Origin of the sequence: Enterobacter sp. PTB, from assembly GCF_051130085.1 — a bacterium.
Taxonomy (GTDB): Bacteria; Pseudomonadota; Gammaproteobacteria; order Enterobacterales; family Enterobacteriaceae; genus Enterobacter; species Enterobacter ludwigii.
Genome location: NZ_JBDKEE010000004.1, coordinates 307807 through 323063, shown reverse-complemented (window position 1 = coordinate 323063; position 15257 = coordinate 307807). Strand labels below are relative to the sequence as shown.

The following is a 15257-nucleotide window of genomic DNA, read 5'->3' as shown; positions in this document are numbered from 1 at the left end:
GGGAGTACAATAGCGCTATATCTGCATCTGCTGTTCCACAGGAAAGTCCATGGCTGTTATTCAAGATATTATTGCGGCGCTCTGGCAACACGATTTTGCCGCGCTGGCGGACCCTCACGTTGTAGGTATCGTCTATTTCGTGATGTTCGCAACCCTGTTTCTGGAAAATGGATTACTGCCAGCCTCATTTTTACCCGGTGACAGCCTGCTTTTACTGGCCGGGGCGTTAATCGGTAAAGGCGTCATGGACTTCACGCCGACGATGGTCATACTTACCTCCGCTGCCAGCCTCGGTTGCTGGCTGAGCTATCTGCAGGGCCGCTGGCTCGGCAATACGCGCGTCGTGAAAGGCTGGCTGGCGCAGTTACCGCATAAATATCATCAACGTGCGACCTGCATGTTTGACCGCCACGGTCTGCTGGCGCTGCTGGCCGGGCGTTTTCTGGCGTTTGTTCGCACGCTGCTGCCCACCATGGCAGGCATTTCCGGGCTGTCAAACCGCCGCTTCCAGTTCTTCAACTGGTTGAGTGCCCTGCTGTGGGTAGGCGTGGTGACCACGCTTGGCTACGCGCTGAATATGATCCCCTTTGTGAAACACCACGAAGACCAGGTAATGACCTTCCTGATGATCCTCCCGCTTTTCCTGCTGGTCGCGGGACTGCTCGGGACGATTGCGGTCGTGATTAAGAAGAAATACTGCAGCGCGTGATATAAAAAAGCCGGGTGACGTTACGCTTACCCGGCTGGACTCTCCCCTCAGGTCCCCTGCATCATTCTGATGCGCGACGCATCTTCCCCCGGCGTGACGCCGAAGTAACGCTTAAACTCCCGACTAAACTGCGACGCACTTTCATAGCCCACCCGCATCGCCGCCGCGCTGGCCTTCATGCCGTCGTGGATCATCAGCATACGAGCCTTATGCAGCCGATAGGTTTTGAGATACTGCAGCGGTGAGGTGCTGGTCACCGACTTAAAATTATGATGAAACGCCGAGACGCTCATGTTTGCTTCCGCCGCCAGCTGGTCAACGCTCAGGTTTTCCGTGTACTGGCTTTCGATACGCTTGAGCACGCGGCTAATCAGGCTGAAGTGCGTCTGGCGGCTGACCAGCGCGAGTAATGCCCCACCGCCCGGCCCCAGCAGCACATGGTAAAGAATTTCGCGGATAATCTGTTTGCCCAGGATGCGTGCATCCAGCGGCCGTTCCATAACGTCGAGCAGACGCTCAATGGCGCAGAGGATCTCCTCGGATAACGTCGCGGAGTTAATCCCGCTCGCGGGCATCGACGGCCGGAACAATGCGTCCTCGCCAATCTCCATCAGCAGCTCCTGCAGCTGAAGGATATCGACATTTAAACGAATGCCCGCCAGCGGTACCGCTTCTGTCGCGAAAGTTTCACATTCGAAGGGTAAAGGTACTGTGAGCAGCAGATATTCATTGGTGTCATACCGGAACACGCGCTCATTGATATAGCCAATTTTATGGCCTGAAAAGAGAAAAACGATGCCCGGCTGGTACATGACCGGTGTGCGTGTCCCTGGCTGCGTCCCATACAGAAGACGAATGTCAGGCAACATGTCACCGACACCATTTTCTTTATCAATCAGTCTTTTAATCTGCGCAGTAAGCTGAAGGCAGATCGCTTCACGGTTCATTTTACGTTACTCCGGCTACGGTTTCCGACGTTGACAGTGTGCGCAGTTTACCGTGTTTTCTCCAGCGCTCTGTAGAAATGGGCAAGACATCGGCAGGAATGTGCATTGAGAGGATAGCCCCGGACGGCCACAATGTGCAGCATCAGGTAGCCTTCAGCGCCACCACGGTTTTTCACCCACATAAGGGAACGAGCAATGAATAATTTTAATCTCCACACCCCAACCCGCATTCTGTTTGGTAAAGGCGCTATCGCCGACCTGCGCGCACAGATCCCCGCTGACGCCCGCGTACTGATCACCTACGGTGGCGGCAGCGTGAAAAAAACCGGCGTACTGGATCAGGTTTACAGCGCGCTGGAAGGTCTGGACGTGCGTGAGTTCGGCGGTATCGAGCCTAACCCGTCTTATGAAACACTGATGAACGCGGTCAAGATCGCCCGTGATGAAAAAGTCACCTTCCTGCTGGCAGTCGGCGGCGGCTCCGTCCTGGATGGCACCAAATTCATCGCCGCTGCGGCGCACTACGCGGACGGTATTGACCCGTGGCACATTCTGGAAACCCGCGGCAGCGATATCAAAAGCGCGATCCCAATGGGTTCCGTGCTGACCCTGCCCGCGACCGGTTCTGAATCCAACAAAGGTGCCGTTATCTCCCGTAAAACCACGGGTGATAAGCAGGCCTTTATGAACGATCACGTTCAGCCTGTATTCGCCATCCTCGATCCGGTTTACACCTACACCCTGCCTGCACGTCAGGTCGCGAACGGTGTGGTCGATGCGTTTGTGCACACCGTTGAGCAGTACGTTACCTACCCGGTAGATGCCAAAATTCAGGATCGCTTCGCGGAAGGCATTCTGTTGACGCTGATTGAAGACGGCCCGACAGCGCTGAAAGAGCCGGAAAACTACGATGTGCGCGCCAACGTGATGTGGGCGGCAACCCAGGCGCTGAACGGTCTGATCGGTGCCGGCGTGCCGCAGGACTGGGCAACCCATATGCTGGGCCACGAACTGACGGCCATGCACGGCCTGGATCACGCGCAAACGCTGGCCGTCGTCCTGCCTGCACTGTGGAACGAAAAACGTGATACCAAACGCGCTAAATTGCTGCAGTACGCTGAGCGCGTGTGGAACATCACCGAAGGTTCTGACGATGCGCGTATCGACGCGGCTATCGAAGCAACCCGCAGCTTCTTTGAAGGTCTGGGCGTGCCAACGCGTCTGTCCGGCTATGGTCTGGATGGCAGCTCCATCCCTGCCCTGCTGGCGAAACTTGAAGAACACGGTATGACCCAGTTGGGCGAGCACGGCGACATTACGCTGGAAGTGAGCCGTCGTATCTACGAAGCGGCACGCTAAGCGTTTTTGACATCCCGACTTTCGTTTTTTGACATTTCGTCCAGACTTAATGCACATCACATCGTCGGGGGTTCCCTCCGACGATGAGCACCTGAAGGAGGAAAAATGGCAAACCAAACCGTAATCAAGCTGCAGGATGGCAACGTGATGCCCCAACTGGGGCTAGGTGTATGGAAAGCCGGTAACGACGAGGTCGTCTCCGCCATTCATAAAGCACTGGAAGTCGGCTATCGGTCGATTGATACCGCCGCCGCGTACAAAAATGAGGACGGCGTGGGTAAGGCACTGGCCAGCGCTGGCATGCCCCGCGACGACCTTTTCATCACCACCAAACTGTGGAACGACGATCAAAAACGCCCCCGCGAAGCCCTGCAGGAGAGTCTGGACAAACTCCAGCTCGATTTCGTCGATCTCTATCTGATGCACTGGCCAGTCCCGGCTATCGATCACTATGTTGACGCCTGGAAAGGGATGATTGAGCTGCAGCAGGCAGGGCTGGTGAAAAGCATCGGCGTGTGTAATTTCCAGGTTCACCACCTGCAGCGCCTGATTGACGAGACGGGTGTCGCGCCGGTTATCAACCAGATTGAGCTGCACCCGCTGATGCAGCAGCGTCAGCTTCACGCCTGGAACGCCACGCACAAGATCCAGACCGAGTCCTGGAGCCCGCTGGCACAGGGCGGTGAAGGGGTGTTCGACCAGAAAATTATTCGCGATCTCGCGGATAAATACGGCAAGACGCCGGCGCAAATCGTTATTCGCTGGCATCTGGATAACGGCCTGGTGGTGATCCCGAAATCGGTCACGCCATCGCGTATCGCTGAGAACTTCGACGTCTGGGATTTCCGCCTGGATAAAGATGAACTGAGTGAAATTGCGAAGCTGGACAAGGGCAAGCGTTTAGGCCCGGATCCCGATCAGTTTGGCGGGTGAATAAAAAAACCCCGGCTCGCCGGGGTTTTTATTTTTTACGCTTTACGTTTCACGGGTTTCTTCGCACTGGCGTTACCGTTTGAACGCTGATGCACAATCGGCGTGTGCTTGGTCAATGCCGGGCGCGTATGGCGGTTCTGGCGGCGCGCTTCACGCATCTCGTCAAGCGTAGGCGCAGGCACCAGGCAGTCGCGGCGCGAGCCGATCAGGTGCTTTTTACCCATATCTTCCAGCGCCTGACGGATCAGCGGCCAGTTAGCCGGATCGTGGTAGCGCAGCAGTGCTTTATGCAGACGGCGCTGTTTATCCCCTTTCGGTACCACCACATCTTCACTCTTATAGCCAATTTTACCCAGCGGGTTCTTGCCGGTGTAATACATGGTCGTTGAGTTTGCGAGCGGTGATGGATAGAAGTTCTGCACCTGATCCAGACGGAAGCGACGCTGTTTCAGCCACAGCGCCAGGTTCACCATGTCCTCATCGCGCGTGCCGGGGTGCGCGGAGATGAAGTATGGGATCAGATACTGCTCTTTACCCGCCTGCTTCGAGTAGGTGTCAAACAGCTCTTTAAAGCGATCGTAGCTGCCCATACCCGGCTTCATCATCTTGGACAGCGGGCCTTCTTCGGTATGCTCAGGGGCAATCTTCAGGTAGCCACCCACGTGATGCGTCGCCAGCTCTTTGATGTAGCGCGGATCTTCCACGGCGATATCGTAACGTACCCCGGAGGCGATCAGGATCTTCTTGATCCCTTTCAGGTCACGCGCACGACGATAAAGGTTGATCGTCGGTTCATGGTTGGTATCCATGTGCTGACAGATATCCGGATACACGCACGACAGACGACGGCAGGTCTGTTCCGCGCGCGGTGACTTACAGCGCAGCATGTACATGTTGGCAGTCGGACCGCCCAGATCGGAGATCACCCCGGTGAAGCCAGGCACGGTATCGCGAATGGCTTCGATCTCATTGATGATCGAATCTTCGGAGCGACTCTGAATAATGCGCCCTTCGTGCTCGGTAATGGAGCAGAAGGAGCAGCCGCCGAAGCAGCCGCGCATGATGTTTATTGAGAAACGGATCATCTCATACGCCGGAATTCGGCTCTCGCCGTATGCCGGATGCGGCACGCGTTTGTACGGCAGCGCGAAGACGCTGTCCATCTCTTCGGTGGAAAGCGGGATGGCCGGCGGGTTGATCCAGATAAAGCGCTCGCCGTGCTTTTGCATCAGCGCACGCGCGCAGCCCGGGTTGGTTTCGTGGTGCAGAATACGGGACGCATGCGCGTAGAGCACTTTATCGGCTTTGACCTTCTCAAAGGAAGGCAGCAGCACGTAGGTTTTTTCCCACGGTTTCGGGCGCGGCGGCTGAACAACAATAGCTTTCGTTTCAGCCTTCTTTGGCTCTACCGGTTTGTTATCCGCACACGGCAGATCGTCGCCGTACGGGTGCGGGATCGGGTCGATTTTACCCGGCATATCAATGATACGGGAATCCACCCCGCTCCAGCCCGGCAGCGCCTCTTTCACCATGATCGCGGTGTTGCGCACGTCGCGGATGCTGCTCACCGGCTCACCCTGTGAGAGACGGTGCGCCACTTCCACCAGCGGACGTTCACCGTTACCGTAAATCAGCATATCGGCTTTGGAATCCACCAGCACCGAACGGCGCACGGTGTCTGACCAGTAGTCGTAGTGCGCGGTACGGCGCAGACTCGCCTCGATGCCGCCCAGGATAACCGGCACGTCTTTCCAGGCTTCTTTGCAGCGTTGGGTGTAGACCAGCGTCGCGCGGTCAGGACGTTTACCCGCGACGTTATCCGGCGTGTAGGCATCGTCATGACGCAGCTTACGGTCGGCGGTATAGCGGTTGATCATCGAGTCCATGTTGCCTGCGGTCACGCCGAAGAACAGGTTGGGTTTCCCCAGACGCATAAAGTCGTCTTTGCTGTTCCAGTCAGGCTGGGCGATGATCCCCACACGGAAGCCCTGCGCCTCAAGCATACGGCCACAGATAGCCATGCCAAAGCTCGGGTGGTCGACATAGGCATCGCCCGTCACCAGAATGATATCGCAGCTGTCCCAGCCCAGTTGGTCCATCTCTTCCCGGGACATCGGCAGGAACGGCGCCGGTCCAAAGCAGGCCGCCCAGTACTGGGGCCAGGAGAAGAGGTCACGATCCGGCTGGATCAGGGAAATTGCGCTCATAGTGCTTCCGAAGAAAAAATAGACAAAAGGAGCGGGATTATACGCTGTTAGTCCGCCGGATTTGAAGAAAAGGATGCAAGAAGTAAACAGAAAATCCTGGAAGCCGTTAAAATACAGCGCACTGTTAATTTTGGATCATAATATCCACTCTATCTTGCGGTATTCAGTTACCGGGATGCATTCTGGCACGGAGTTTCTTTGTGAAGTTCAACGATTCGTTACATGTGTCCCAGCTGCGGGTTGTGCTTCACCTCTGCGGTTTTCTGGTTCTTCTGTACAGCCTGTCCATGCTGCCGCCGATGGTTATCGCCCTGCTGAATAAAGAGCGAACCTACTTTGCTTTTTTAACCACCTTTTTGACCTTTTTCACTCTTGGTGGACTCACCTGGCGGGCAACACGTCATTCCGGTATACAGCTGCGCACCCGTGACGGTTTCGTGATTATCGTTCTGTTCTGGCTGCTGTTTTCATTGATTAGCGCCATGCCGTTATGGATGGATGACGGTCTGCAACTCTCCTTTTCCGATGCGCTCTTTGAAGGGGTCTCAGGGATCACCACCACCGGGGCGACGGTGATTGGGGACGTCAGTGCCCTGCCGAAGTCGTACCTTTATTACCGCGCTCAGCTCAATTTCATTGGCGGATTAGGGGTCATCGTACTGGCCGTCGCGGTCCTGCCGCTGCTCGGTATCGGTGGCATGAAGCTATATCAGTCGGAAATGCCTGGGCCGTTCAAGGAGGAGCGCCTGACGCCCCGACTCGCCGATACCGCGCGTACGCTGTGGGTAACCTATCTGGCGCTGGGACTGGTCTGCACGCTGGCGTACTGGCTGGCGGGCATGCCCTTTTTTGACGCCGTCTGTCACGGGCTTTCCACCGTCTCATTGGGTGGGTTTTCAACCCGAAGTGAGAGCATCGGGTTTTACGACAGCCACGCGATTGAGCTTGTCGCCGGGGCTTTTTCGCTGCTTTCCGCGTTTAACTTTACCCTCTGGTATGTCGTCATCGCGCGCCGCACGCTGAAACCGATTCGGCGCAGCCCGGAGGTGAAATTCTTTCTCGGTGCCGCCACCGTCATTATCGCCATCACCGCCTGGCAGGTGTGGCACGCGGGGATGTACAACGGCACCGACAGCCTGGTACATGCCTTCTTTCTGGCCAGCTCCATGATGACCGACAACGGTCTTTCGACGGCCGATTACGCTCACTGGCCTCCCCACACCATTTTCCTGCTGCTGAGCGCCAGCTTTTTTGGCGGCTGCGTCGGCTCTACCTGCGGCGGGATCAAAGCGCTGCGTTTTCTCATCATGTTTAAGCAGTGTATTCAGGAGATGAATCAACTCGCGCATCCGCGCGCGCTGCTGAGTATTAAGGTCGGCAAAAGCGTCGTGAATGAACGCGTTCTGCGCTCGGTGTGGAGCTTCTTTTTTCTCTACGTGATGATAACGGGCTTTTTCGTCTGGGCGCTGAACCTGCTGGGATACGATCTGTTCACGTCATTTGCCACCGTTGCGGCCTGCATTAACAATATGGGGCTGGGGTTCGGCGAAACGGCATCGACCTTCGGGACATTAAAAGACGAGGCCAAGCTGTTGATGTGTGCGGCGATGATTATGGGGCGTCTGGAAATTTATCCGGTACTGATCCTGTGCTCACGCTTTTTCTGGCGGGCATAAACATTCCCGGCGAACCGGGAATCGTATCGTGGTTTAGGGTGCCGGGTTGACCAGCATCTGGCCGACGGATCCCCTGTCCATCATCTCCAGCGTCTGGCTGTGGAACAGGAACGGGAAGTGCGGCCACGAAGGCTGTCCATAGTAGACCAGCAGTTCGACCTGCCCATCCACCCAGACGGTATCCTTCCAGCCCCTGTCTTCAGGGAACGGCATCGCGCCATTGACGTTGCGGATCAGGAAACTCACCCCTTCGATATGGAACGACTGCGGCATGTCCGAGCGAACCGTCCAGCGCTCCCAGGTACCCTGCTGCGCGGTAATATCGATACGGTTAACGTCCCACAGCGTACCGTTGATCCCCGGATCGTCGCCCAGGCTGATATCGCGGCTGCGCACCGGCGAACCGCTCATGATCTCCTGCGGTAGCAGGCGCATCGGCAGGCTGTCGGTCACCAACGGCAGCAGGCCGGTAGGACGCAGGGTCAGCACCAGGGTGGAGACCAGGATACTCGACGGCTCAAAGAAACCGCGAATGCGGTCCACAATGCTGGCCGCTTCGCCACAGGTGATCGACACCTCATCACCGTTGGTCATATCAATAAGGATTTCGCGGCGTTCGCCTGGCGACAGCGCCAGCTGCTTCACGGAAACCGGGGCCGGTAAAAAGCCCTGGTCGCCGGAGATGACGTGTAGCGCGCGGCCATCGCTCATTTGCAGCTGGTAGCGGCGCGAGTTAGAGGCGTTCAGCAGACGCAGACGTACCCATCCGCGCGACACTTCAACATACGGACTTTGCGCGCCGTTAACCAGCAGCGTATCGCCAACGAAGCCACCGCTGCCCGGCTCGCTGTATTCCGGTGTGCCGAAATTATCCAGCCGTTTGTCCTGAATAATGACCGGAAAATCATCCACGCCATAGTGGTTCGGGATTGGCAGGGATTTACTGATTTCATCTTCCACCAGCCACATACCGGCCAGGCCGTTATACACCTGCTGGGCCGTGCGGTTAGGGGTATTGGCATGATACCAGAGCGTCGCCGCGCTCTGACGAATCGGCAGAACGGGCGCCCAGTCAGCGTTAGGCGACATCATGCGCGCCGCGCCGCCAAGCAGCGGGCCAGGCACCTGTAAACCACTGATGGTCATGGCGACATTTTCTGTCGTACGGTTACTGTAGATCAGCTTAACGTCATCGCCATTCCACACGCGTATGGTCGGCCCAAGGTAACGCCCGTTAATGCCCCACACCGGCGCACGCGTGCCCTGGGTAAAGGACCAGTGGCTGCGCTGTAGCGTCAGGAAAAGCGGCTGCCCACGACGGGATTCTATTAACGGCGGAATGGGCAGCGGCTGTTGCTGCCCGGCGGCGTTGGCTGTCAGCGGCAGCGCACCCGCACAAAGGGCGATCCCGGAAGCCTGAATAAACTGACGCCGACTGAATGACATATAAGCTCCATCTGAAACGACTAACAACGCGGGAATTCGTTTTCCCTTTTAACGCCGGCTTACTTCTTACCGGCGGCTTCTCTCTCTGCGACTTCTTTGTCGAGCAGCGCAATATGCTGAGCCATCAGTTCACGGCAGTGTGCTGCCAGCTCGCGAACCTGGTCTTTACCGTATTTGCTGGTATCCACCGGCGGCAGCATTTCGACAATCACCAGCCCGTTATTCAGGCGGTTAAGATTAATCTTATTAGAAGTGTTGGAAACACACACAGGAATAATTGGAACACCTGCCGCAATTGCAGCATGAAACGCACCGGTTTTGAACGGCAGCAGGCCACGGCCACGGCTGCGCGTCCCTTCCGGGAACATCCAGATTGAGATCCTGCGCTTTTTGAAGTGATTAACCACTTCAGCAATAGTGCTGTGCGCTTTCGCGCGGTTGTTACGGTCAATCAGCAGGTTACCGGTCAGCCAGTACAGCTGGCCGAAAAAAGGGATCCACAGCAGGCTCTTTTTGCCCACGGTCACGGTCGGTGGCAGAACAATGTTGGAGGCCGTCACCATATCGTAGTTGTTCTGATGGTTAGCGATAAAGATGGCGTTACCGAAGTTCTCAGCCCCTTCCGGCAGGCGTTTTTCTACCTTCAGGCCAAACAGCGGCGCAAGGCGGCCGAACATATGGCCGAAGGTGGCGACATGTTTCGGATTGCGCGGACTGAACAGGCAATAAATAGAGCCGAAAATACAGACCAGAATGCAGTAAATAATGGTAAGAATTAAACGAACAATGAATAGCATAGCGACCTCTGAAGCCCTGACAGCTGACAATTATACTTCACCTGTGGCCAGGTAAGGACTTTATTACGAGCGCGTATTGTTAATCGCAACGCACGAATTAACAACGATTTTACGGGAAATTTTATTGAAATTCCCCCTCCGGAACAGAGGGGGAGATAACGGCGTTACTCTTCGCTGTCGCCCGCGGTACTGCGCGCAGGAGAGTCAATCTCCACGCGGTCAATACGCTGCAGGCCGCGCATCAGCGAGCCGCGTCGACCGCGCTCGCCCACCACTTTCTGCAACTCTTCCGGACGAAGCTTGATTTTACGTTTGCCGACATGAATGGTCAGCGTGCTCTGCGGCGGCAGAATAAAGAGGTGCGCCAGACCATCTACCCCTTTCGCCGCTTCCGCTGACGGGATGCTGATGATCTTGTTGCCCTTGCCTTTTGACAATTCCGGCAGGTCGCTGACCGGGAACATCAGCATACGTCCGGCGGCAGTGATCGCCAGCAGCATATCGCTGTCGTTTTCCACTACCAGCGGCGGCATCACATGCGCGTTGTCAGGCAGGCTGATCAGCGCCTTACCGGCACGGTTACGGGAAACAAGATCGTTAAAGGTACAGATAAAGCCGTACCCCGCGTCAGACGCCAGCAGCAGTTTCTGGTCATCGGCTTCCATCAGCATATGGTCAACCGTCGCACCCGGCGGCAGCGTCAGCTTACCGGTAAGCGGTTCGCCCTGTCCGCGGGCAGAAGGCAGCGTGATCGGGTCGATGGCGTAGCTGCGCCCCGTCGAGTCGATAAAGGCGACCGGCTGGTTGCTCTTACCTTTCACGGCGGCTTTAAAGCTATCGCCCGCCTTGTAGCTCAACCCTGGCGCGTCGATATCGTGACCTTTTGCACTGCGCACCCAGCCGCTCTGAGACAGCACAATGGTGACCGGCTCTGATGGCTGCATGTCGTGCTCATTCATCGCCTTCGCTTCTTCGCGCTCATGCAGCGGAGAACGACGGTCGTCACCGAATGCATCGGCGTCAGCCTGCAGCTCTTTCTTAAGCAGGTTGTTCATCTTGCGTTCGGACGCGAGGATCGCCTGCAGCTGATCGCGCTCTTTTTCCAGTTCGTTCTGCTCACCGCGGATCTTCATCTCTTCGAGTTTGGCGAGATGACGCAGTTTCAGTTCAAGGATCGCTTCGGCCTGGGTTTCACTGATGCCAAAGCGCGACATCAGCGCCGGCTTCGGCTCGTCCTCGGAACGGATAATCTCAATAACTTCGTCGATATTGAGGAACGCCACCAGCAAACCTTCAAGGATGTGCAGGCGTTTAAGCACTTTTTCCAGTCGATAGTTCAGACGGCGGCGAACGGTATCGCGGCGGAACGTCAGCCATTCGCTCAGGATCTCCAGCAGGTTTTTCACTGCCGGACGACCGTCGAGGCCGATCATGTTCAGGTTGATGCGGTAGCTTTTTTCCAGATCGGTGGTGGCAAACAGGTGGTTCATCACCTGCTCCATGTCCACGCGGTTGGAACGCGGCACGATCACCAGACGCGTCGGGTTCTCGTGGTCGGATTCGTCGCGCAGGTCATCCACCATCGGCAGCTTTTTATTGCGCATCTGGGAGGCAATCTGTTCCAGCACTTTCGCGCCGGAGACCTGGTGCGGCAGCGCGGTGATGACCACTGCGCCGTCCTCTTTGGTCCATACCGCACGCATGCGCACGGAGCCGCGGCCGTTCTGGTAGATTTTGCGGATTTCCGCGCGCGAGGTGATGATTTCGGCCTCGGTCGGGTAGTCCGGCCCCTGCACGATATCCAGCAGATCGTCCAGCGTGGTTTTCGGCTGTTCAATCAGGGTGATGGCGGCTTTCGCCACTTCACGCAGGTTGTGCGGCGGAATGTCCGTCGCCATACCCACCGCGATACCGGTAGTGCCGTTCAGCAGGATGTTCGGCAGACGCGCAGGCAGCATTTTCGGCTCCTGCATCGTACCGTCGAAGTTTGGCACCCAGTCCACGGTTCCCTGACCCAGCTCGCCCAGCAGCACTTCAGCGTAGCGGGAGAGACGGGATTCGGTATAACGCATCGCTGCGAAGGATTTCGGATCGTCCGGCGCCCCCCAGTTCCCCTGACCATCCACCAGCGGATAACGGTAAGAGAACGGCTGTGCCATCAGCACCATCGCTTCATAACAGGCGCTGTCGCCGTGCGGATGGTATTTACCCAGTACGTCACCGACGGTACGGGCGGATTTTTTGAACTTGGCGGTCGCATTCAGCCCCAGCTCGGACATCGCATAGACGATGCGGCGCTGAACGGGCTTCAGGCCATCCCCGATAAACGGCAACGCCCTGTCCATGATGACGTACATGGAGTAGTTCAGGTAGGCGTTTTCCGTGAATTCATGTAGCGCGAGGCGCTCTGCCATATCGCTCATTATGTGTGATTCCTCAACTCAGAAACCGAAAGGTTTCAGGCAATATTGCCGCAGATACTACCTTATCTGGCGTGTTGAGTCACAAAGAAAAAGGGCCGCATCCGCGGCCCTTTCGGGGTTATTTGTTCAGTTTGATAACCTGCTTCACGTCGATTTCAAAATCGTTCCACTCTTTATCGACTTTACCCTGGATTTCCACCTTATCCTGCGGGGTTACGGTCACGCCGTTCCAGCGCTTGTGGTCAATCTCCACGTTAACCGTACCGGTCTCATCGCGGAAGGTGTAGCGGTCATCAGACAGGCGCTGAGTGATGTTCCCGCGCAGCTTCACCCAGCTGTCGTCCTTCATGTCCTTCACTTTCACCGCGGTGGTGAGGTTCGCGTCATTATCGACAAAACCGCCCGCCTGCGTCTGGGTCTGGGTTTGTGCGGCAGAGGGGCCGTTAAATCCGCCCTGTGCAGCAAAAACAGGGGCAGTGGTCATCATCATGATGGCGGCAATCGCAGCGAATTTTTTCATATTAACTCTCCCTTTAATGTGGTTTCGCAGTCCATTTAACAGGGTAAACCTTAACAACTTCTTAAGGGAAAAATTTATTTATTATTACTGTACAGCAGGCTGATGCAGAGGGTTTACTGACGTTATCAAGGAGGGAACATGCGCATTTTACTGGTTGAAGACGACAAGCTGATTGGCGATGGTATCAAGGCGGGTTTAAGCAAAATGGGCTTTAGCGTGGACTGGTTCACCGACGGAAAAACCGGCCAAACCGCGCTTCATTCTGCACCGTATGATGCCGTAGTGCTGGATCTGACGCTGCCGGAAATCGACGGACTGGATATTCTGCGCGCCTGGCGCGAAAGCGGACGCCGCGAGCCGGTATTGATTCTGACGGCGCGGGATGCGTTGAACCAGCGTGTCGAAGGGCTGCGTCTGGGGGCGGATGATTACCTGTGCAAGCCCTTTGCACTGATCGAAGTGGCTGCCCGCCTTGAGGCGCTGGTGCGCCGAAGCCACGGCCAGACCCGCAGCGAGTTGCACCATGGAAAGGTCACGCTCGATCCCACCAGTCTCGTGGCCACGCTGGACGGCGAAACGCTGACGCTCAAGCCGAAAGAGTTCGCCCTGCTGGAGCTGCTGATGCGTAACGCGGGCCGCGTGCTGCCGCGCAAGCTGATCGAGGAAAAGCTCTACACCTGGGACGACGACGTCTCCAGCAACGCCGTTGAAGTCCACGTCCACCATCTTCGTCGTAAACTGGGCAGCGAATTTATCCGCACCGTGCACGGTATCGGCTATACCCTGGGTGACGCATGAAACTGACTCAACGCCTGAGCCTGAAGCTGCGCCTGACGCTCCTCTTTTTAGTGCTGTCGCTGACGGCGTGGTTTGCCGCAAGCCTGGTCGCCTGGCAGCAGACCACCCACACGCTGGATAAGCTGTTCGATACGCAGCAGATGCTGTTTGCCAAACGGCTGTTGACCATGGATCTGGATGAGATCCGGGCCCCCGAACGGATGCGTGAGATCCCCAAAAAAGCGAAGCACGGTCGTCTGGATGACGACGCGCTGGCCTTCGCCATCTACGCCACCGACGGCAAGATGATATTAAATGACGGCGAAAACGGGCGGGACATTCCGTACCACTATCGCCGTGACGGGTTTGATAATGGACGGCTACAGGGCGACAACGACGAGTGGCGTTTTTTATGGCTCACCTCACCCGACGGGAAGTACCGCGTGGTGGTCGGCCAGGAGTGGGAGTATCGCCAGGAGATGGCGGTAGATGTGGTCAGCTCCCAGTTGACCCCGTGGCTGGTGGCGCTGCCCCTGATGCTGCTGTTGCTGATCGTTCTGCTGAGCCGGGAACTGAAACCGTTAAAAAAACTGGCGCAGACCCTGCGCTCCCGCTCACCGGATGCCACCGACGCGCTCCCGACTCAGGGGGTTCCCATTGAAGTGCGCCCGCTGCTCGACTCGCTGAACCATCTGTTCACGCGAACCCAGGAGATGATGACCCGCGAGCGTCGTTTTACCTCAGATGCCGCGCACGAGCTACGCAGCCCTCTCGCGGCCCTGAAGGTGCAAACCGACGTGGCGCAACTGTATCAGGACGATCCGCAGGCGCAGCAAAAAGCGCTGGCGCAGCTGCATGCGGGTATCGATCGCGCATCCCGGCTGGTGGATCAGCTCCTTACGCTGTCGCGTCTGGACTCGCTGGATAACCTCGACGATATCGAACCGATCGTGATGGCCGATCTCCTGCAGTCGGCGGTGCTGGATATCTGGCATCCGGCACAGCAGGCCGGGATTGATATTCGCCTGAACATTCATGCCCCACAGGTCACACGTCAGGGCCAGCCGCTGCTGCTGAGCCTGCTGGTGCGTAACCTGCTGGACAACGCCGTGCGTTATAGCCCGCATGGCAGCGTGGTGGACGTCACGCTGGACACCCGGCGTTTTACCGTGCGTGATACCGGCCCCGGCGTTTCCACCGATGCGCTGGCGCGTATTGGCGAGCGTTTTTATCGCCCACCGGGACAGGATGCAACGGGTAGCGGCCTGGGGTTATCTATCGTCAGGCGCATTGCCGCCCTGCATGGTATGCGCGTCGCGCTGGGCAACGCGGCAGAAGGCGGCTTCGAAGTGAAGGTCAGCTGGTAAGGGATTATTGCGTTTAATGCAAAAGACTTTGCACATTTTGCTCATTTAACCGCATCGCTCGCGCGCGTAGAATCCTCGCCATACTTTCATCTTCGA

12 protein-coding genes are annotated in these 15257 nt (G+C 56.9%); 6 read left to right on the top strand and 6 right to left on the bottom strand.

Annotated elements, in window-relative coordinates; all coding sequences use genetic code 11:
* Nucleotides 1-49: 49 nt before the first annotated feature.
* The gene (gene yghB, locus AAIR21_RS07560) at nucleotides 50-709 is read left to right on the top strand and encodes a DedA family general envelope maintenance protein YghB (protein WP_014171613.1); all 660 of its coding nucleotides are present in this window, start codon (nucleotides 50-52) and stop codon (nucleotides 707-709) included.
* A 47-nt stretch (nucleotides 710-756) separates the two neighbouring features.
* Here the strand turns inward: yghB and AAIR21_RS07555 are convergent, their stop codons facing one another.
* Nucleotides 757-1656, bottom strand: coding sequence for an AraC family transcriptional regulator (locus tag AAIR21_RS07555; RefSeq protein ID WP_020883659.1), 900 nt, complete (start codon nucleotides 1654-1656; stop codon nucleotides 757-759).
* A gap of 195 nt (nucleotides 1657-1851) precedes the next feature.
* Between AAIR21_RS07555 and yqhD the strand changes: the two genes are divergently transcribed.
* Both yqhD and dkgA read left to right on the top strand, forming a co-directional pair.
* Nucleotides 1852-3015, top strand: coding sequence for an alcohol dehydrogenase (gene yqhD, locus AAIR21_RS07550; RefSeq protein ID WP_020883658.1), 1164 nt, complete (start codon nucleotides 1852-1854; stop codon nucleotides 3013-3015).
* A gap of 105 nt (nucleotides 3016-3120) precedes the next feature.
* Nucleotides 3121-3948, top strand: a complete 828-nt coding sequence (dkgA, locus tag AAIR21_RS07545) for a 2,5-didehydrogluconate reductase DkgA (protein ID WP_020883657.1) — start codon at nucleotides 3121-3123, stop codon at nucleotides 3946-3948.
* A gap of 35 nt (nucleotides 3949-3983) precedes the next feature.
* Here dkgA and AAIR21_RS07540 read toward each other — a convergent pair whose 3' ends face one another.
* Nucleotides 3984-6155, bottom strand: a complete 2172-nt coding sequence (locus AAIR21_RS07540) for a YgiQ family radical SAM protein (RefSeq protein WP_020883656.1) — start codon at nucleotides 6153-6155, stop codon at nucleotides 3984-3986.
* Between the two features lie 200 nt (nucleotides 6156-6355).
* Here AAIR21_RS07540 and AAIR21_RS07535 point away from each other — a divergent pair, with 200 nt between their 5' ends.
* Nucleotides 6356-7831 carry a TrkH family potassium uptake protein gene (locus tag AAIR21_RS07535; RefSeq protein ID WP_014171619.1) on the top strand — a complete coding sequence of 492 codons (1476 nt, stop codon included), beginning with the start codon at nucleotides 6356-6358 and terminating at the stop codon, nucleotides 7829-7831.
* Between the two features lie 33 nt (nucleotides 7832-7864).
* On the opposite strand, the gene ftsP is transcribed toward AAIR21_RS07535, so the two are convergent.
* The 4 genes from ftsP to AAIR21_RS07515 form a co-directional block, all read right to left on the bottom strand.
* A complete protein-coding gene (gene ftsP, locus AAIR21_RS07530) occupies nucleotides 7865-9277 on the bottom strand; it encodes a cell division protein FtsP (RefSeq protein ID WP_020883655.1) in 1413 nt (470 codons plus the stop codon).
* A gap of 59 nt (nucleotides 9278-9336) precedes the next feature.
* Complete coding sequence (plsC, locus tag AAIR21_RS07525; RefSeq protein ID WP_020883654.1) at nucleotides 9337-10074, bottom strand: 1-acylglycerol-3-phosphate O-acyltransferase; 738 nt, start codon at nucleotides 10072-10074, stop codon at nucleotides 9337-9339.
* Between the two features lie 164 nt (nucleotides 10075-10238).
* The gene (gene parC / locus AAIR21_RS07520) at nucleotides 10239-12497 is read right to left on the bottom strand and encodes a DNA topoisomerase IV subunit A (RefSeq protein WP_014171622.1); all 2259 of its coding nucleotides are present in this window, start codon (nucleotides 12495-12497) and stop codon (nucleotides 10239-10241) included.
* 118 nt (nucleotides 12498-12615) lie between these two features.
* Nucleotides 12616-13017, bottom strand: coding sequence for a YgiW/YdeI family stress tolerance OB fold protein (locus tag AAIR21_RS07515; protein ID WP_059306217.1), 402 nt, complete (start codon nucleotides 13015-13017; stop codon nucleotides 12616-12618).
* 138 nt (nucleotides 13018-13155) lie between these two features.
* Here AAIR21_RS07515 and qseB point away from each other — a divergent pair, with 138 nt between their 5' ends.
* A complete protein-coding gene (gene qseB / locus AAIR21_RS07510; protein ID WP_025203157.1) occupies nucleotides 13156-13815 on the top strand; it encodes a quorum sensing response regulator transcription factor QseB in 660 nt (219 codons plus the stop codon).
* Entirely contained in the window at nucleotides 13812-15161 is a 1350-nt protein-coding gene (gene qseC, locus AAIR21_RS07505; protein WP_183516711.1) for a quorum sensing histidine kinase QseC, read from the top strand. The genes qseB and qseC overlap by 4 nt, the downstream gene beginning before the upstream one ends.
* Nucleotides 15162-15257 lie beyond the last annotated feature (96 nt).